The sequence below is a fragment of the Streptococcus mitis genome (genome assembly GCF_005144795.1).
Classification (GTDB): Bacteria; Bacillota; Bacilli; order Lactobacillales; family Streptococcaceae; genus Streptococcus; species Streptococcus mitis_BB.
The window spans coordinates 112,920-130,545 of sequence record NZ_SWFJ01000002.1 but is presented as its reverse complement, the minus strand read 5'-3'; the positions used below and the strand labels follow the sequence as shown (position 1 = coordinate 130,545).

Annotated in this window: 19 protein-coding genes; 14 read left to right on the top strand and 5 right to left on the bottom strand. The window is 40.5% G+C overall.

Features of this window, described 5'->3' with window-relative positions:
• Nucleotides 1–121: 121 nt before the first annotated feature.
• From FBF73_RS02110 to FBF73_RS02070, 9 genes are all read left to right on the top strand, one after another.
• Nucleotides 122–1,408 carry a peptidase U32 family protein gene (locus tag FBF73_RS02110; RefSeq protein WP_024057185.1) on the top strand — a complete coding sequence of 429 codons (1,287 nt, stop codon included), beginning with the start codon at nt 122–124 and terminating at the stop codon, nt 1,406–1,408.
• Between the two features lie 312 nt (nt 1,409–1,720).
• Nucleotides 1,721–1,921, top strand: coding sequence for a F0F1 ATP synthase subunit C (locus FBF73_RS02105; protein ID WP_001054560.1), 201 nt, complete (start codon nt 1,721–1,723; stop codon nt 1,919–1,921).
• Nucleotides 1,922–1,954: 33 nt separating this feature from the next.
• Nucleotides 1,955–2,665: a F0F1 ATP synthase subunit A gene (gene atpB, locus FBF73_RS02100; protein ID WP_000392870.1), complete on the top strand. Its 711-nt coding sequence runs from the start codon at nt 1,955–1,957 to the stop codon at nt 2,663–2,665.
• 13 nt (nt 2,666–2,678) lie between these two features.
• A complete protein-coding gene (gene atpF / locus FBF73_RS02095) occupies nt 2,679–3,173 on the top strand; it encodes a F0F1 ATP synthase subunit B (protein WP_001103468.1) in 495 nt (164 codons plus the stop codon).
• Nucleotides 3,173–3,709 (top strand): F0F1 ATP synthase subunit delta, encoded by a 537-nt coding sequence (locus FBF73_RS02090; RefSeq protein WP_136936836.1) that lies wholly within the window; start codon nt 3,173–3,175, stop codon nt 3,707–3,709. Before atpF ends, FBF73_RS02090 begins: the two co-directional genes overlap by 1 nt.
• Nucleotides 3,710–3,723: 14 nt before the next feature.
• On the top strand, nt 3,724–5,229 hold the full coding sequence (gene atpA, locus FBF73_RS02085; RefSeq protein ID WP_000996629.1) for a F0F1 ATP synthase subunit alpha: 1,506 nt from the start codon (nt 3,724–3,726) through the stop codon (nt 5,227–5,229).
• A 15-nt stretch (nt 5,230–5,244) separates the two neighbouring features.
• Complete coding sequence (locus FBF73_RS02080) at nt 5,245–6,123, top strand: F0F1 ATP synthase subunit gamma (protein ID WP_136936835.1); 879 nt, start codon at nt 5,245–5,247, stop codon at nt 6,121–6,123.
• Between the two features lie 85 nt (nt 6,124–6,208).
• Nucleotides 6,209–7,615 carry a F0F1 ATP synthase subunit beta gene (gene atpD, locus FBF73_RS02075; RefSeq protein WP_000094358.1) on the top strand — a complete coding sequence of 469 codons (1,407 nt, stop codon included), beginning with the start codon at nt 6,209–6,211 and terminating at the stop codon, nt 7,613–7,615.
• Between the two features lie 10 nt (nt 7,616–7,625).
• The gene (locus tag FBF73_RS02070; protein ID WP_136936834.1) at nt 7,626–8,045 is read left to right on the top strand and encodes a F0F1 ATP synthase subunit epsilon; all 420 of its coding nucleotides are present in this window, start codon (nt 7,626–7,628) and stop codon (nt 8,043–8,045) included.
• A gap of 43 nt (nt 8,046–8,088) precedes the next feature.
• On the opposite strand, the gene FBF73_RS02065 is transcribed toward FBF73_RS02070, so the two are convergent.
• Nucleotides 8,089–9,102, bottom strand: a complete 1,014-nt coding sequence (locus tag FBF73_RS02065) for a lactonase family protein (RefSeq protein WP_136936833.1) — start codon at nt 9,100–9,102, stop codon at nt 8,089–8,091.
• A gap of 153 nt (nt 9,103–9,255) precedes the next feature.
• On the opposite strand from FBF73_RS02065, the gene FBF73_RS02060 reads away from it, so the two are divergent.
• The 5 genes from FBF73_RS02060 to FBF73_RS02040 all read left to right on the top strand — a co-directional run bounded on the left by FBF73_RS02060 (nt 9,256) and on the right by FBF73_RS02040 (nt 13,915).
• Nucleotides 9,256–10,422, top strand: a complete 1,167-nt coding sequence (locus FBF73_RS02060; protein WP_136936832.1) for an AI-2E family transporter — start codon at nt 9,256–9,258, stop codon at nt 10,420–10,422.
• Complete coding sequence (locus FBF73_RS02055; RefSeq protein ID WP_169435154.1) at nt 10,412–11,647, top strand: tetratricopeptide repeat protein; 1,236 nt, start codon at nt 10,412–10,414, stop codon at nt 11,645–11,647. The genes FBF73_RS02060 and FBF73_RS02055 overlap by 11 nt, the downstream gene beginning before the upstream one ends.
• Before the next feature lie 138 nt (nt 11,648–11,785).
• A complete protein-coding gene (locus FBF73_RS02050; RefSeq protein WP_136936831.1) occupies nt 11,786–12,427 on the top strand; it encodes an amino acid ABC transporter permease in 642 nt (213 codons plus the stop codon).
• 9 nt (nt 12,428–12,436) lie between these two features.
• On the top strand, nt 12,437–13,066 hold the full coding sequence (locus FBF73_RS02045; protein WP_136936830.1) for an amino acid ABC transporter ATP-binding protein: 630 nt from the start codon (nt 12,437–12,439) through the stop codon (nt 13,064–13,066).
• Nucleotides 13,067–13,075: 9 nt separating this feature from the next.
• The gene (locus FBF73_RS02040; RefSeq protein WP_136936829.1) at nt 13,076–13,915 is read left to right on the top strand and encodes an amino acid ABC transporter substrate-binding protein; all 840 of its coding nucleotides are present in this window, start codon (nt 13,076–13,078) and stop codon (nt 13,913–13,915) included.
• Between the two features lie 61 nt (nt 13,916–13,976).
• Here the strand turns inward: FBF73_RS02040 and lysS are convergent, their stop codons facing one another.
• From lysS to FBF73_RS02020, 4 genes are all read right to left on the bottom strand, one after another.
• The gene (gene lysS, locus FBF73_RS02035) at nt 13,977–15,467 is read right to left on the bottom strand and encodes a lysine--tRNA ligase (protein ID WP_136936828.1); all 1,491 of its coding nucleotides are present in this window, start codon (nt 15,465–15,467) and stop codon (nt 13,977–13,979) included.
• Nucleotides 15,468–15,604: 137 nt separating this feature from the next.
• A complete protein-coding gene (locus FBF73_RS02030; protein WP_125411187.1) occupies nt 15,605–16,222 on the bottom strand; it encodes a histidine phosphatase family protein in 618 nt (205 codons plus the stop codon).
• Complete coding sequence (locus tag FBF73_RS02025; protein WP_125411188.1) at nt 16,219–16,704, bottom strand: aminoacyl-tRNA deacylase; 486 nt, start codon at nt 16,702–16,704, stop codon at nt 16,219–16,221. The genes FBF73_RS02030 and FBF73_RS02025 overlap by 4 nt, the downstream gene beginning before the upstream one ends.
• Entirely contained in the window at nt 16,704–17,546 is an 843-nt protein-coding gene (locus FBF73_RS02020) for a DUF368 domain-containing protein (RefSeq protein ID WP_125411189.1), read from the bottom strand. Before FBF73_RS02020 ends, FBF73_RS02025 begins: the two co-directional genes overlap by 1 nt.
• Nucleotides 17,547–17,626: the final 80 nt, after the last annotated feature.

Below are 17,626 nucleotides of genomic sequence, written 5' to 3'. Positions count from 1 at the left end.
TTTTGATTTCCTAAAAGATTAGAATTGTCAAAACAATCTGTCTAGGCTTGATTTTATCGCTTATTTACTATAAAATGAGAAGGAAAAACGTCAAACTTTTATATTGCAAATAGGAGAAAACATGACAAAAACATTAAAACGTCCTGAGGTTTTATCACCTGCAGGGACTTTAGAGAAGTTGAAAGTAGCTGTTCAATATGGTGCGGACGCAGTCTTCATCGGTGGACAGGCCTATGGTCTTCGTAGCCGTGCCGGAAACTTTACTTTCGAACAGATGGAAGAAGGCGTCCAGTTTGCGGCCAAGTATGGTGCTAAGGTTTATGTGGCTGCCAACATGGTTATGCACGAAGGAAATGAGGCTGGTGCTGGTGAGTGGTTCCGTAAACTACGTGATATCGGAATCGCGGCAGTTATAGTGTCTGACCCAGCCTTGATTATGATTGCAGCGACTGAAGCACCTGGTCTTGAAATCCACCTCTCTACCCAAGCAAGTGCCACTAACTATGAAACACTTGAGTTCTGGAAGGAACTGGGCTTAACTCGTGTTGTTTTGGCGCGTGAGGTTTCAATGGAAGAATTAGCTGAAATTCGCAAACGTACAGATGTTGAGATTGAAGCCTTTGTCCACGGAGCCATGTGTATTTCTTACTCTGGTCGTTGTACCCTTTCTAACCACATGAGTATGCGTGATGCCAACCGTGGTGGATGCTCTCAGTCATGCCGTTGGAAATACGACCTTTACGATATGCCATTTGGGAAGGAACGTAAGAGTCTTAAAGGTGAGATTCCAGAAGAATTTTCAATGTCAGCCGTTGACATGTCCATGATTGACCATATTCCAGATATGATTGAAAATGGTGTGGACAGTCTAAAAATCGAAGGACGCATGAAGTCTATTCACTACGTATCAACAGTAACCAACTGCTACAAGGCGGCTGTGGATGCATATCTTGAAAGTCCTGAAAAGTTTGAAGCTATCAAACAAGACTTGGTGGATGAGATGTGGAAGGTTGCCCAACGTGAATTAGCAACAGGTTTCTACTATGGTACACCATCTGAAAATGAGCAGTTGTTTGGTGCTCGTCGTAAAATTCCTGAGTATAAGTTTGTCGCTGAAGTGGTTTCTTATGATGATGCGACACAAACAGCAACTATTCGTCAACGGAACGTTATTAACGAAGGCGACCAAGTTGAGTTTTATGGCCCAGGTTTCCGTCATTTTGAAACGTATATCGAAGATTTACATGATGCCAAAGGCAATAAAATTGACCGCGCTCCAAATCCAATGGAACTCTTGACTATCAAGGTTCCACAACCTGTTCAAGCTGGAGATATGGTTCGAGCTCTCAAAGAAGGACTTATCAATCTTTATAAGGAAGATGGCACCAGCGTCACAGTTCGTGCTTAATAAGCGTGCAGGAGACGAAAGCTGTCTAGTTGCTTTCCCTTTAATTCTACTTACTAAAGAGCATTAGGTTAAAGAAAATATATTAATTTCCATCCGAGATTTCATCTCGGATTTTCATTGTTTTTCAGAAAGACCTAGATAATGGAGGGATTTGTTACAAGTTTTTTCCAAAGTTTTCTATATAATAGACTTAAAAATAGTAAAATTGTAAATAATTTTCATTAAACGCTTTCAACGTAAGTAAAAAGTTGACAAATCCAATTTTTAAGACTAAACTAAGTAAGTAAATTTTAATTAAAAGGAGAATTCGTCATGAATTTAACATTTTTCGGTCTATGTCTTGCCTGTATGGGTGTATCTCTTGGTGAAGGTATGTTGATGAACGGTTTGTTGAAATCAGTTGCTCGCCAACCAGATATCATCTCAGAACTACGTAGTTTGATGATCCTAGGGGTTGCCTTTATTGAAGGTACTTTCTTCGTTACTCTTGTCTTTTCATTTATCATCAAATAAAAGAAGTATAAATTGAAAAAGGGAGGATTTTAGATGGAAGAAAGTATTAATCCAACCATCAATATTGGTCCTGTTACCTTTAATTTAACCATAGTAGTTTTGACTTTGTTGACTGTAGCACTTATTTTTGGCTTTATTTATTGGGCAACTCGAAATATGACTTTGAGACCCACAGGAAAACAAAATGTATTAGAGTATTTATTTGATTTTGTCGTTGGATTTACAAAATCAAACCTTGGTCCAATGATAAAGGATTATTCTCTCTTTTATTTCTGTTTATTCCTATTTATGGCCATTGCAAATAATATTGGCTTAATGGCTAGAATTCAGACTACAGATGGTGTAAATCTTTGGACCTCACCAACAGCAAATTTGTCATTTGACTTGGTCTTGTCTTTTACAATTATCTTAATGACACACGTAGAAGGAATTCGTCGTCGTGGAATCAAAAAGTATTTAAAAGCATTTGTAACACCAGGTTTTATGACACCAATGAATCTCTTGGAGGAAGTTACCAATCTCCTTTCACTTGCATTGCGGGTCTTTGGTAATATCTTTGCAGGGGAAGTGATGGCAAGTATGTTAGTCCTACTTTCTCATCAGGCCTTCTATTGGTATCCTATTGCTTTTGGAACAAATCTAATCTGGACTGCATTTTCTGTTTTTATTTCTTGTGTACAAGCATATGTATTTACATTGTTATCTTCAATGTATCTAGGAAATAAAATTAATGATGAAGAATAGAAAGGAGTAGTTTATGAATGTAACAGTAGGTGAATTACTTGGTGATTTTATACTAATCGCTGGTTCCTTTATTCTCTTGCTAGTCTTGGTTAAGAAATACGCTTGGTCAAATTTGACTAGCATTTTCGAACAAAGAGCAGAAAAAATTGCAGCAGATATTGACGGAGCTGAACAAGCACGTCAAAAAGCAGAAGTATTGGCTCAGAAACGCGAAGATGAATTGGCTGGTAGCCGCAAAGAAGCTAAGACAATCATTGAGAATGCGAAAGAAACAGCTGAGAAAAGCAAAGCTAGTATTTTAGCAGATGCTAAGCTAGAAGCAGGACGCTTGAAAGAAAAAGCGAACCAAGAAATTGCTCAAAATAAAGCTGAAGCTTTACAAAGTGTTAAGGGTGAGGTAGCAGATTTGACAATCAGCTTGGCTGGTAAAATCATCTCACAAAACCTTGACGGTCATGCCCATAAAGAACTCATTGATCAGTATATCGATCAGCTAGGAGAAGCTTAATGGACAAGAAAACAGTAAAGGTAATTGAAAAATACAGCATGCCTTTTGTCCAATTGGTTTTAGAAAAAGGAGAAGAAGACCGTATCTTTTCAGACTTAGCTCAAATCAAGCAAGTTGCTGAAGAAACAGGCTTACCTTCTTTTTTAAAAAAAGTGGCAGTAGACGAGTCTGACAAGGAAAAAACGATTGCGTTCTTCCAAGATTCAGTGTCGACTTTATTGCAAAACTTTATTCAGGTTTTTATCTGCAATCACAGAGCAAATCTTTTTTATGATATTCTTGTAGATTGCTTGAACCGACTTGAAAAAGAAACAAATCGATTTGAAGTGACGATTAGGTCAGCTCATCCTTTAACTGATGAACAGAAGAGTCGCTTGCTCCCTTTGATTGAGAAAAAAATGTCTCTTAAAGTAAGGAGTGTAAAAGAAGAAATCGATGAAAGTCTCATTGGTGGTTTTGTCATTTTTGCCAATCACAAGACAATTGATGTGAGTATTAAACAACAACTTAAAGTTGTTAAAGAAAATTTGAAATAGAAAGTGGTGTTCTTTTGGCAATTAACGCACAAGAAATCAGCGCTTTAATTAAGCAACAAATTGAAAATTTCAAACCCAATTTTGATGTGACTGAAACAGGTGTTGTAACCTATATCGGGGATGGTATCGCTCGTGCTCACGGCCTTGAAAATGCCATGAGTGGAGAGCTGTTGATTTTTGAAAACGGCTCTTATGGTATGGCTCAAAACTTGGAGTCAACAGATGTTGGTATTATCATCCTAGGTGACTTTACAGATATCCGTGAAGGCGATACAATTCGCCGTACAGGTAAAATCATGGAAGTCCCAGTAGGTGAAAGTCTGATTGGTCGTGTTGTGGATCCGCTTGGTCGTCCAGTTGACGGTCTTGGAGAAATCCACACTGATAAAACTCGTCCAGTTGAAGCGCCAGCTCCTGGTGTTATGCAACGTAAGTCTGTATCAGAACCATTGCAAACTGGTTTGAAAGCTATTGATGCCCTTGTTCCGATTGGTCGTGGTCAACGTGAGTTGATTATCGGTGACCGTCAGACAGGGAAAACAACTATTGCGATTGATACAATCTTGAACCAAAAAGGTCAAGATATGATCTGTATTTATGTTGCGATTGGACAAAAAGAATCAACAGTTCGTACACAAGTAGAAACACTACGTCAGTACGGTGCCTTGGACTACACAATCGTTGTGACAGCCTCTGCTTCACAACCATCTCCATTGCTTTTCCTAGCTCCTTATGCTGGGGTTGCTATGGCGGAAGAATTTATGTATCAAGGCAAGCATGTTTTGATCGTTTATGATGATCTTTCAAAACAAGCGGTAGCTTATCGTGAACTGTCTCTCTTGCTTCGTCGTCCTCCAGGTCGTGAAGCCTTTCCAGGGGATGTTTTCTACCTTCACAGCCGTTTGCTTGAGCGCTCAGCTAAAGTTTCTGATGAACTTGGTGGTGGATCAATTACAGCCCTACCATTTATCGAGACACAAGCAGGAGATATCTCTGCCTATATCGCAACCAACGTGATTTCAATCACTGATGGGCAAATCTTTCTTGGTGATGGTCTCTTCAACGCAGGTATTCGTCCAGCCATCGATGCGGGTTCATCTGTATCTCGTGTAGGTGGTTCTGCACAAATCAAAGCCATGAAGAAGGTTGCCGGTACACTTCGTATCGACCTTGCTTCATACCGTGAGTTGGAAGCCTTTACTAAGTTTGGTTCTGACTTGGATGCAGCAACGCAGGCTAAGTTGAATCGTGGACGTCGTACCGTTGAGGTCTTGAAACAACCTGTTCACAAACCATTGCCTGTTGAGAAACAAGTAACCATTCTCTATGCTTTGACACATGGTTTCTTGGATACTGTTCCAGTAGATGATATTGTTCGTTTCGAGGAAGAGTTCCATGCCTTCTTTGATGCTCAACATCCAGAGATTTTGGAAACCATTCGTGATACAAAAGACTTGCCAGAAGAAGCAGTCTTGGATGCTGCGATTACAGAGTTTCTCAATCAAACCAGCTTCCAGTAAGAATAGAGGTGTCAGATGGCAGTATCTCTAAATGATATTAAAACAAAAATCGCCTCAACAAAAAATACGAGTCAAATCACTAATGCCATGCAAATGGTATCGGCTGCTAAGCTTGGTCGCTCTGAAGAAGCTGCTCGCAACTTCCAAGTTTACGCTCAGAAAGTTCGCAAGCTCTTGACAGATATCCTTCATGGTAATGGTTCTGGTGGCTCAACCAATCCGATGTTGATTAGTCGTCCTGTGAAGAAGACAGGCTATATCGTCATTACTTCAGATCGCGGTTTGGTTGGAGGTTATAATTCTTCTATTCTAAAAGCCGTTATGGAGTTGAAAGAAGAATACCATCCAGACGATAAAGGCTTTGAAATGATCTGTATTGGTGGAATGGGAGCTGATTTCTTTAAGGCTCGTGGTATTCAACCACTTTATGAACTACGTGGCTTGGCAGACCAACCTAGCTTTGATGAAGTTCGTAAGATCATTTCAAAAACTGTTGAAATGTACCAAAATGAACTTTTTGATGAACTCTATGTCTGCTATAACCACCATGTCAACACGCTAACCAGTCAAATGCGTGTGGAACAAATGCTTCCGATTGTTGACTTGGATCCAAATGAAGCGGATGAAGAGTACAGCTTGACTTTTGAATTGGAAACCAGCCGAGAAGAAATTCTGGAGCAGTTGTTGCCTCAGTTTGCAGAAAGTATGATTTACGGTGCTATTATCGATGCTAAGACAGCTGAAAATGCTGCAGGTATGACAGCTATGCAAACAGCGACTGATAATGCTAAGAAAGTCATCAATGATTTGACAATTCAGTATAACCGTGCCAGACAGGCGGCGATTACACAAGAAATTACAGAAATCATAGCAGGAGCTAGTGCCTTAGAATAGGCTCTAGTCCAGCTCGTATGAAAATGAACTTAGGACCTAGTTGAACTAGGAACCGACAGTATCTTATATAGAATAGGAGAAGGAGATGAGTTCAGGTAAAATTGCTCAGGTTATCGGTCCCGTTGTAGACGTCTTGTTTGCAGCAGGGGAAAAACTTCCTGAGATTAACAATGCACTTGTCGTCTACAAAAATGACGAAAGAAAAACAAAAATCGTCCTTGAAGTAGCCTTGGAGTTGGGAGATGGTATGGTTCGTACTATCGCCATGGAATCAACAGATGGTTTGACTCGTGGAATGGAAGTATTGGACACAGGTCGTCCAATCTCTGTACCAGTAGGTAAAGAAACTTTGGGACGTGTCTTCAATGTTTTGGGAGATACCATTGACTTGGAAGCTCCTTTTACAGAAGATGCAGAGCGTCAGCCAATTCATAAAAAAGCTCCAACTTTTGATGAATTGTCTACCTCTTCTGAAATCCTTGAAACAGGGATTAAGGTTATCGACCTTCTTGCCCCTTACCTAAAAGGTGGTAAGGTTGGACTTTTCGGTGGTGCCGGGGTTGGTAAAACCGTCTTAATCCAAGAATTGATTCACAACATTGCCCAAGAACACGGTGGTATTTCAGTGTTTACCGGTGTTGGGGAACGTACTCGTGAGGGGAATGACCTTTACTGGGAAATGAAAGAATCAGGCGTTATCGAGAAAACAGCCATGGTATTTGGTCAGATGAATGAGCCACCAGGAGCACGTATGCGTGTTGCCCTTACTGGTTTGACAATCGCTGAATACTTTCGTGATGTGGAAGGCCAAGACGTGCTTCTCTTTATCGATAATATCTTCCGTTTCACTCAGGCTGGTTCTGAAGTATCTGCCCTTTTGGGTCGTATGCCATCAGCCGTTGGTTATCAACCAACACTTGCTACAGAAATGGGGCAATTGCAAGAACGTATTACATCAACTAAGAAGGGGTCTGTAACCTCTATCCAGGCTATCTATGTGCCAGCGGATGACTATACTGACCCAGCGCCAGCAACAGCCTTCGCTCACTTGGATTCAACAACAAACTTGGAACGTAAGTTGGTACAATTGGGTATCTACCCAGCCGTTGACCCACTTGCTTCAAGCTCACGTGCCTTGGCACCTGAAATAGTTGGAGAAGAGCACTATGCAGTTGCTGCTGAAGTAAAACGAGTTCTTCAACGTTACCATGAATTGCAAGATATCATTGCTATTCTTGGTATGGATGAACTTTCTGATGAAGAAAAGACTTTGGTTGCTCGTGCCCGTCGTATCCAGTTCTTCTTGTCACAAAACTTCAATGTTGCGGAACAATTTACTGGTCAGCCAGGTTCTTATGTCCCAGTTGCTGAAACTGTACGTGGCTTTAAGGAAATCCTTGATGGTAAACATGACCAGTTACCAGAAGATGCCTTCCGTGGTGTAGGTTCTATCGAAGATGTGATTGCAAAAGCTGAAAAAATGGGATTTTAAGAGGTGATCTATGGCTCAGTTAACTGTCCAGATCGTGACACCAGATGGTCTCGTCTATGATCACCATGCCAGCTATGTATCAGTTCGAACTCTGGATGGTGAGATGGGGATCTTGCCACGACATGAAAATATGATTGCGGTTTTAGCAGTTGATGAAGTAAAGGTAAAACGTATTGATGATGAAGATCACGTAAACTGGATTGCAGTAAACGGAGGTGTTATTGAAATTGCCAATAATACTATCACAATCGTTGCGGATTCTGCAGAACGTGCTCGTGATATCGATGTTAGCCGTGCAGAACGTGCTAAGCTTCGTGCGGAGTGCGAAATTGAAGAAGCTCACGAAAAACACTTGATTGATCAAGAGCGTCGTGCTAAGATTGCTTTGCAACGTGCTATTAATCGTATCAATGTCGGAAAAAGACTATAAGAAAAAATGAACTTGAGTTACCAAGTTCATTTTTTATGTTTTTTTAAGGAGCAAAACTGATGCAGACTGCTTCTGGTACATGGAAGTCGTTGGAAAGTTCTGCTAGACGACCAGTTTCAGGATTGCGTTTAAAGACGGTTGCGTTATCAGAGTCTTGATGGACAGCAATGACAAATTCTTGGTCTGGTGTCAAATCAAAATCACGTGGAGTCTGGCCATGAGTAGGAACGATTTCTAACAACTCTAAGCTACCGTCCGCAAGGATTGTATATACTGCGATAGAATCATGACCACGGTTAGAAGCGTAGAGGTATTTACCATCTTTAGAGAGACGAATAGCAGCAGTTCCATTAAAACCTTCGTAACCTTCTGGTAGAGTTGAAATAACTTGCATGAGCTCAAATTCGCCAACACCATCGTAGATTAGAACCTCGATAGTGCTATTGAGTTCACAAATCAGATAAGCGATTTTATAGTGGTTATGGAAAATGATGTGGCGTGAGCCTGCTCCTGGCTGGCTGTGATAGGTATAGAGTTTAGATAATTTTCCTTCTTGATCAAGATCATAAGTGATGACTTGGTCAGTTCCCAAGTCGCAAGTCACTAGATAGTGGTCAGGTGTTAAATCTGTATAGTGAACATGTGGAGAAGCTTGATTTTCATGTGGACCTTGGCCACTGTGTTGATCCACATCACTAAGTAGAAGACGACCATCTTCCTGACGTTTATAAACAAGGACCTGTCCCTTGTGGTAGTTTGCTGCGTACACCAAATCACGCTTTTCATCAACGGCAACATAACAGTGGGGAGCTCCTTCTTCCACGACATGATTTAATAAGGTTCCATCAGTTTGATAGGCTGCAATCCCCCCCTTATCGTCTTGACTACCAACAGTGTATAAATGTTGGTGTTGGTCAAAGGCAAGGTAGGTCGGACTTGGCTCAGGAGCAAAAAGTTCTAGATTTGAAAGCTGACCAGTTTCTGTATCGAAGTCTGCCTTGTAAATCCCTTGGGAAGTCCGACGTGTATAAGTTCCAAAATAAACAGTTTCTTTCATAACTTTACCTCTTTATAAAGATAAGTCTATTATATCACAAAATGAATTTATAATATGCTATGCGGTGCAATTGAGTAGTATGTAAGCACTTTAAAAAACAGTTATTTTGATTTAAAAATGGTATAATGAGAGAACAATAGAAAGGAAGTATTTATGGATCAAAAAGAGAAACATTTTAGCCTATCTTGGTTTTTCAAGTGGTTTTTGGATAACAAGGCAATTACGGTATTCTTAGTAACTTTGTTATTGGGACTGAATCTTTTTATTTTAAGTAAGATTAGTTTTCTATTTTCACCTGTTTTAGACTTTTTGGCAGTCGTGATGTTGCCAGTCATTCTATCTGGTTTACTATACTATTTACTGAATCCCATTGTTGATTGGTTGGAGAAGCATAAGATTAATCGTGTCATCGCAATCAGTATTGTCTTTGTGATCATCGCTCTCTTTATCATTTGGGGCTTGGCAGTGGCCATTCCAAATCTGCAACGTCAAGTTTTAACCTTTGCAAGAAATGTACCAATCTATCTCGAAGATGCTGATCGAGTTATTAATGATTTGGTCACCAAGCGTTTACCAGATGATTTCAGACCTCAGTTAGAGCAAGTTTTAACAAACTTCTCTAGTCAGGCTACAGTTTGGGCAAGTAAAGTTTCTTCACAAGCAGTCAACTGGGTGAGTGCCTTTATTAGTGGGGCATCTCAAGTGATTGTGGCCTTGATTATCGTTCCTTTCATGCTCTTTTATCTCTTGCGTGATGGGAAAGGCTTGCGTAACTATTTAACCCAATTCATGCCGACGAAATTGAAGGAGCCTGTTGGACAAGTTTTATCAGATGTGAATCAACAGTTGTCCAATTATGTTAGAGGGCAAGTAACAGTGGCTATTATTGTAGCAGTAATGTTTATTATCTTCTTCAAGATTATTGGTCTACGCTATGCAGTTACGCTGGGTGTTACTGCTGGTATTTTAAATCTGGTTCCTTATTTGGGCAGCTTCTTAGCCATGCTTCCTGCCCTAGTATTGGGCTTGATTGCTGGGCCAGTCATGCTTTTGAAAGTAGTGATTGTCTTTATCGTAGAACAAACTATTGAAGGCCGTTTTGTCTCTCCATTGATTTTGGGAAGCCAATTAAACATTCATCCCATTAATGTTCTTTTTGTTTTGTTAACTTCAGGATCCATGTTTGGTATTTGGGGAGTCTTACTCGGTATTCCAGTTTATGCCTCTGCTAAAGTTGTCATTTCAGCGATTTTTGAATGGTATAAGGTAGTCAGTGGCCTATATGAACTAGAGGGAAAGGAAGTCAAGAGTGAACAATAGTCAACAGATGTTACAGGCTTTGGAGGAACAAGATTTAACAAAGGCAGAGCACTATTTCATCAAAGCTTTAGAAAATGATTCAAGTGAGCTTCTGTATGAGTTAGCTACCTATCTAGAAGGGATTGGTTTCTATCCTCAGGCCAAGGAAATTTACCTGAAAATCGTAGAGGATTTTCCAGAGGTTCATCTTAATCTAGCAGCAATTGCTAGCGAGGATGGTCAAATTGAAGAAGCCTTTGCCTATCTTGAGGAAATCAAATCTGACAGTGACTGGTATGTGTCGGCTTTGGCTCTGAAAGCGGACCTTTACCAGATGGAAGGTTTGACAGATGTGGCGCGTGAGAAACTGCTGGAGGCTTTGACCTACTCAGAGGATCCTCTCTTGATATTGGGCTTGGCAGAGTTGGATAGTGAGTTGGAAAATTACCAAGAATCTATTCAAGGCTATGCCCAGTTAGATAATCGGTCGATTTATGAGCAAACAGGCATTTCTACCTATCAACGAATTGGCTTTGCCTATGCCCAGTTAGGGAAATTTGAAACGGCCACAGAGTTTTTAGAAAAAGCCCTGGAGTTAGAATACGATGACCTAACAGCTTTTGAGTTAGCCAGTCTTTACTTTGATCAAGAAGAATACCAAAAAGCTGTCCTCTACTTTAAGCAGCTTGATACCATTTCTCCTGACTTTGAAGGCTATGAGTATGGTTATAGTCAGGCCTTACATAAGGAACATCAAGTTCAAGGAGCCCTGCGTATCGCTAAGCAAGGCCTAGAGAAAAATCCCTTTGAAACTCGCCTCTTACTAGCTGCTTCACAATTCTCTTATGAACTGCATGATGCTAGTGGTGCAGAAAATTACCTCCTTACTGCTAAAGCAGATGCTGAGGATACGGAAGAAATCTTACTCCGTTTAGCCACTATTTATCTGGAGCAGGAGCGTTATGAGGATATTATAGACTTGCAGAGCGATGAGCCAGAAAATCTCTTGACCAAGTGGATGATTGCTCGTTCTTATCAAGAAATGGACGATTTGGATGTTGCCTATGAGCTTTACCAAGAGTTAGCAGGAGGTTTGAAGGACAATCCCGAGTTTCTGGAACACTATATCTATCTCTTGCGTGAATTGGGCTACTTTGAAGAAGCAAAAGTCAATGCTCAAGCTTACTTAAAACTAGTTCCAGATGATGTACAAATGCAAGAATTGTATGAGAGATTGCAGGAATAAAATGTTTTAAAACTATGTCTTATCATTTTTGATAGATATAGTTTTTATTTTTGTTAACGTTGTAATTTTCTTATAAAAATAGTTGTAATTTAGTTTATGTATGCTATAATAGGAACAATTATTTTTAGGAGGTGCAGTATGTCTTATTTGTTTGAGATATTACCGAGTTTATTGAGCGGTGCAAGCATGACTTTGCAGGTTTTTGCACTGGTCTTGATTTTTTCTATTCCCTTGGGCGTTTTGATTGCCTTTGCCTTGCAAGTCCATTGGAAGCTCCTCCATCATCTGATTAACATTTATATTTGGATCATGCGGGGCACACCCTTGCTCTTGCAGTTAATCTTTATCTATTATGTGCTCCCAAGTATTGGGATTCGTTTGGATCGTCTTCCTGCTGCCATCATTGCCTTTGTTCTCAATTATGCAGCTTACTTTGCTGAAATCTTTCGTGGGGGAATTGATACCATTCCTAAAGGTCAATATGAGGCTGCTAAGGTCTTGAAGTTCAGTACTTTTGCCACAGTACGCTATATTATCTTGCCTCAGGTGACCAAGATTGTTCTTCCTAGCGTATTTAACGAAGTCATGAGTTTGGTCAAGGATACTTCTTTGGTCTATGCTCTAGGAATTTCAGATCTTATCTTGGCTAGTCGAACAGCTGCAAACCGTGATGCTAGCCTAGTTCCTATGTTCTTGGCAGGAGCCATTTACTTGATTTTGATTGGTATTGTGACCATCCTTGCCAAAAAAGTTGAGAAGAAGTACAGTTACTATAGATAGGAGGCTGCTATGTTAGAATTACGAAATATCAATAAGGGCTTTGGTGAAAAGCAAATTTTATCTAATTTCAGTCTAAAAATTCCTGAAAAGCAAATCTTGGCTATCGTAGGACCTTCTGGTGGAGGTAAGACAACTCTCTTACGTATGCTTGCAGGTCTGGAAACCATTGATTCAGGGCAAATCTTTTATAATGGAGAATCTTTAGAACTGGATGAATTGGAGAAACGAAATCTACTGGGATTTGTATTCCAAGATTTTCAACTTTTTCCTCATTTATCAGTTCTAGAAAATTTGACCTTATCGCCCGTAAAAACCATGGGAATGAAGCAGGAAGAGGCTGAGAAGAAGGCGTGTGGGCTCCTAGAACAGTTGGGACTGGCAGGGCACGCAGACGCCTATCCATTCTCATTATCTGGTGGGCAAAAGCAACGGGTGGCCTTGGCGCGTGCTATGATGATTGACCCAGAAATCATAGGTTATGATGAGCCGACTTCTGCTCTGGATCCAGAATTGCGCTTGGAAGTGGAAAAACTGATCTTGCAAAATAGAGAACTTGGAATGACGCAGATTGTCGTTACCCATGATTTACAATTCGCTGAAAACATCGCAGATCAGATTCTCAAGGTTGAGCCCAAGTAGGAGGTGCCGATGACTAATAAGAAAATTGCTTTAGTATTGGTTTCTCTCCTGACTCTTTTTTTAACAGCTTGTACTCAAAAGGCTAGTGATCCAAAGCAGGATAACTGGGATAAATATCAAGAGCAGGGGAGTATAACCATTGGTTTTGATAATACCTTTGTACCCATGGGTTTTGAAGAAAAGAATGGCCAATATACAGGCTTTGATATTGACTTAGCACAAGCTGTCTCTGAAAAATTAGGTTTTAAGGTTCAATTTCAACCAATCGACTGGGATATGAAGGAGACAGAACTGCAAAACGGAACCATAGATGCCATCTGGAATGGCTATTCTGCCACTGATGAACGCCGAGAGAAGGTTGCCTTTAGCATTCCATATATGGAAAATCAGCAGGTTCTGGTTGCGAAGAAAAGCCAGCATATTCATTCAGTAGAGGATATGAAGGATAAGACCTTGGGAGCCCAAGCCGGTTCCTCTGGTTATTTAGACTTTGAAGCCCAGTCAGATTTACTGAAAAATCGTGTCAAAGACCAGAAGGCAAATCAATACCAGAGTTTCAATGAAGCCTTGATTGATTTGAAGAATGACCGTATTGATGCCTTGTTGATTGACCGAGTGTATGCTAATTACTATCTTCAGTCTGAAGGAATATTAAATGACTACAATGTCTTTTCAGCAGGATTTGAAAGTGAATCCTTTGCAGTCGGAGTTAGGCCAGCTGATAAAAGAATATTAACAGCATTAAACCAGGCCTTAATCGAACTATACCAAGAAGGAAAGTTCCAGGAAATCAGCCAAAAATGGTTTGGAGAAGATGTGGCAACAAAAGAAGTGAAAAGTAGAGATTGAGTGTTTCCTCAGTCTCTTTTTGCATCAAAAAATCCTCTGGCAAGTAGCAGAGGATAAGAGCTTATTTCATTGTTGGGAAGAGCAATACATCACGGATAGTAGTTGTATCAGTGAGGAGCATGCAGAGACGGTCGATACCGATTCCCAAACCACCTGTTGGTGGCATACCATATTCAAGGGCTTCAATGTAGTCGTAGTCGATACCTGTCGCTTCATCATCACCAAGTTCTTTAGCTTTAGCTTGGGCTTCAAAACGGCTAAGTTGGTCGATTGGGTCGTTGAGCTCAGTAAAGGCATTACCGTACTCCTTAGTCATGATGAAGAGTTCAAAACGGTCAGTAAAGCGTTCGTCTTCAGGGTTCTTTTTAGCCAGTGGAGATACAGCTACTGGATGTCCATAGACAAAGGTTGGTTGAATCAAGGTTTCTTCAACAAACTCTTCAAAGAAGGCATTGATAATGTGACCAACTTCAGTATAGTGTTTCTCAACTGGAACTTTCTTCTCAGCAGCAATAGCTTTTGCTTCTTCGAAGGTCATGTCTTGCCAGAAATCTACACCAGTAATTTCTTTGATAGCATCCACCATGTGAACACGTTTAAATGGTTCATTGATCTTAATTTCAGTTCCTTGGTAGTTAACAGGACCATCACCCTTAACTGCCTTAGAAGCGTGTTGGATAATACCTTCAGTTAAGTCCATGATGTCTTGGAAGTCAGCATAAGCTTGGTAGACTTCGATAGAAGTAAATTCAGGGTTATGAGTGGCATCCATTCCTTCATTACGGAAGATACGGCCAATTTCATAGACACGTTCCATACCACCAACGATAAGACGTTTTAAGTGAAGCTCAGTCGCGATACGGAGCACCATGTCAATGTTTTGGGCATTATGGTGAGTGATAAATGGACGAGCAGCAGCACCACCAGCTTCGTTGTGAAGAACAGGTGTTTCCACTTCAAGGAAACCTTTTTGATCAAGGTAACGACGGATTTCAGAAATGATTTTTGAACGAGTGACAAAACGCTCAAAGCTTTCACGGTTAGAAATCAAGTCAAGGTAACGTTTACGGTAAATTGTTTCAACGTCTGTCAAACCGTGGAATTTCTCTGGAAGTGGGCGAAGAGCCTTAGACAAGTGTGTAATGTGGGTTGCCTTGATAGAGAGTTCTCCCATATCTGTACGCATCACTTCACCTTCGACACCAAGGAAGTCACCAAGGTCTGCTTTTTTGAAGATTTCGTAGTTTTCTTCGCCGACAGCATCCTTACGAACGTAGATCTGGATTTGACCTTCGCGGTCTTGAAGGTGGGCAAATCCAACTTTACCTTTACCACGTTTGGTTACCAAGCGTCCTGCGATAGTAGCTGTTTCGTTTTTATCATGTAATTGTTCTTTATCGAGGTCAGCAAATTTATCTTTTAATTCTTGTGAATTTGCAGTGCGTTCAAAGCGTTTTCCGAAAGGATCAATTCCTTGTTCACGGAGTGCAGCCATTTTTTCACGGCGAACGATCTGCTGGTCATTTAGTTCTTCCATATGTTCTGTTGACATGGGATCCTCCTAGTTTTACTCAAAATTGAATACGATGAGTCATTTTTTGCGATACTCCCATTTTATCATAAATAAGCAAGAAATTCACGGATAATCTTTCAAAACTAAAAAGAACTTGACGCTAAAATCAAGTTCTGTTATTGATAGGAAGTATCATTCCAAGTATTGAGAGTAAATGTTTCAAAGTCATGGGTTTCTAGAATGGTCAGGCTGGCATTTGCTAGACCGCCATCTTTACGAAGAAGTGGTTCTTTATATCCTAGAAGAGTACGAAGACTGGCAGTAAGATTAGCACCGTGACCGACAATTAGAATACGCTCAGCAGGACTATCTTTGAGTGATTTGATAAATTGGATGGTCCGTTGTGTGGTGCTATAGAGGGATTCGGCTCCAAACATTTGAGTGTCAAACTTGGCAAGATTAGATCGGAAAGCTTTGATTTGTTGCGGGTAAATAGCTTCCAAGGTTGCGATTTTCAAACCTTCCAACTTCCCCAGCTGCCATTCACGGAGATTAGGAACACTTTCTAAAGGACAGAGGGTCTGGAGTTGACTTTGGATAATTTCAGCAGATTTGACCGCTCGAGGTAAATCACTTGAATAAATCTGATCGAAAGAAACATCCTTGAGATACTGGCCTAGTTGTTTTAGGGTTTCAATGGATTCAGGAAGAAGGGGAGAATCTCCACTAGCACCTTGAAAGCGACCTTCTTGGTTCCAGAGGGTACGACCGTGGCGGACAAAGTAGAGTTTCATTCTTGGCTACCCTCCAAGATATCTGCAAAGTCAGCTTTTACAAAGCTAGCCAAGTCTTGTGGTGCGACGATAATGCTGTGACCAACTTCGCCTGCAGAGACAATCATTTGATCCAATTCTAGAGCAAGCTTATCGATAAAAATGGGGTAATTGTGTTTCTGACGAATTCCAACAGGATTATTGGCTCCATGAATATAACCTGTTGTTTTTTCCAAGTCCTTTTGTGGAATCATGCTCACTTTTTTATTGCCAGAAATTTTGGCTAGTTTCTTTTCCGACAAGTGTTGAGTGATAGGGACAATTCCGATAATCGGTCCTGTTTTATCTCCCAAAAGAGCCAAGGTTTTGAAAATCTGATCTCGTTCATAACCTTGAGGAAGCTCTCCTTCCAGGGCATTGATTTGAATCCCCTGATGTGGGATACCTGCTTTAGACAGGATTTGTTCCACCAATGTTTTTTTGATTTTAACTTTTTTTGCCATTATTTATACTTATCCTCCAATTGGCTCATCCAAATACCAAGCCAGATTCCCAGTGCAAAGAAGAAGGCGATGATGACATATCCGACAGGAGAAAGGCCTGTGTATTGGATACTCTCAGCGTTTCCTGCATTTGGAATCAAAATCAAAAGGGTACTTGATAGGACGATACCGATGATGAAATGATAGACGCGTGAGTGGTAGTTGTTTAGGGCATAATCCATCAATTTTGAAAAAATGATGAGAGTTGCACCTGCACCGATTCCAATTGGGAAAAATGTTCCCAAGAGGTCAAAGGTTTTAAAACCAGTCAACATAGGAGCATAGAGGCCCAAAATCAAAAGTAGGTTTGATGGACTGAGGCCAGGCACCAATACGCCAAGAGCCAGCAGTGCACCAGCTAGGACGAAATTAAGAAAGCTGGCATTTAAGGTTCCAACGACAAAATTTAAGGCATAGAGTCCTAATCCAGAAATGATAAAGGTTGTCCAGAACCAAGCCAAATCAATCTTGTCTCGTTCAGATTCTCGAGTTGATTCCTTGAGGAGGCTAGGAACTGTACCAATGATTGCGCCCGCAAAGCTCCATAAGACAAAGACCTGATAATTTTCAAGCAGGTATTCAATCGGGTAAGAAAATAAGCCGATTCCCAGAAGCATACCAATGGCAACTGGTATAAAATACAAAACATTTTCTTTAAAGTCTTTAAAGGGATGGGCCAGAAATCCAATCATTCGTTCATAGATTCCTAAGATTGCTGCTAGAACCCCTCCGGAAATTCCCGGTAAGATAAATCCAAGAGCAATGACAATCCCTTTAATAACACGTGCTAACCATGAAAGCATATTTTTCCTCCAACTATTTCTATTTCAAAAAATCCTTACTATATTGTATCACAATCAAACACAAAAAGAAAAAGCAAATG

What these genes read in the sequence shown, in the direction of transcription:
- FBF73_RS02020 (WP_125411189.1), bottom strand. Translation starts at nt 17,546, where the DNA reads ATGCTTTCATGGTTAGCACGTGTTATTAAAGGGATTGTCATTGCTCTT.
- atpB (WP_000392870.1), top strand. Translation starts at nt 1,955, where the DNA reads ATGGAAGAAAGTATTAATCCAACCATCAATATTGGTCCTGTTACCTTT.
- FBF73_RS02050 (WP_136936831.1), top strand. Translation starts at nt 11,786, where the DNA reads ATGTCTTATTTGTTTGAGATATTACCGAGTTTATTGAGCGGTGCAAGC.
- FBF73_RS02025 (WP_125411188.1), bottom strand. Translation starts at nt 16,704, where the DNA reads ATGGCAAAAAAAGTTAAAATCAAAAAAACATTGGTGGAACAAATCCTG.
- FBF73_RS02045 (WP_136936830.1), top strand. Translation starts at nt 12,437, where the DNA reads ATGTTAGAATTACGAAATATCAATAAGGGCTTTGGTGAAAAGCAAATT.
- FBF73_RS02070 (WP_136936834.1), top strand. Translation starts at nt 7,626, where the DNA reads ATGGCTCAGTTAACTGTCCAGATCGTGACACCAGATGGTCTCGTCTAT.
- FBF73_RS02040 (WP_136936829.1), top strand. Translation starts at nt 13,076, where the DNA reads ATGACTAATAAGAAAATTGCTTTAGTATTGGTTTCTCTCCTGACTCTT.
- atpF (WP_001103468.1), top strand. Translation starts at nt 2,679, where the DNA reads ATGAATGTAACAGTAGGTGAATTACTTGGTGATTTTATACTAATCGCT.
- FBF73_RS02030 (WP_125411187.1), bottom strand. Translation starts at nt 16,222, where the DNA reads ATGAAACTCTACTTTGTCCGCCACGGTCGTACCCTCTGGAACCAAGAA.
- FBF73_RS02110 (WP_024057185.1), top strand. Translation starts at nt 122, where the DNA reads ATGACAAAAACATTAAAACGTCCTGAGGTTTTATCACCTGCAGGGACT.
- lysS (WP_136936828.1), bottom strand. Translation starts at nt 15,467, where the DNA reads ATGTCAACAGAACATATGGAAGAACTAAATGACCAGCAGATCGTTCGC.
- atpD (WP_000094358.1), top strand. Translation starts at nt 6,209, where the DNA reads ATGAGTTCAGGTAAAATTGCTCAGGTTATCGGTCCCGTTGTAGACGTC.
- FBF73_RS02090 (WP_136936836.1), top strand. Translation starts at nt 3,173, where the DNA reads ATGGACAAGAAAACAGTAAAGGTAATTGAAAAATACAGCATGCCTTTT.
- FBF73_RS02065 (WP_136936833.1), bottom strand. Translation starts at nt 9,102, where the DNA reads ATGAAAGAAACTGTTTATTTTGGAACTTATACACGTCGGACTTCCCAA.
- FBF73_RS02105 (WP_001054560.1), top strand. Translation starts at nt 1,721, where the DNA reads ATGAATTTAACATTTTTCGGTCTATGTCTTGCCTGTATGGGTGTATCT.
- FBF73_RS02080 (WP_136936835.1), top strand. Translation starts at nt 5,245, where the DNA reads ATGGCAGTATCTCTAAATGATATTAAAACAAAAATCGCCTCAACAAAA.
- FBF73_RS02060 (WP_136936832.1), top strand. Translation starts at nt 9,256, where the DNA reads ATGGATCAAAAAGAGAAACATTTTAGCCTATCTTGGTTTTTCAAGTGG.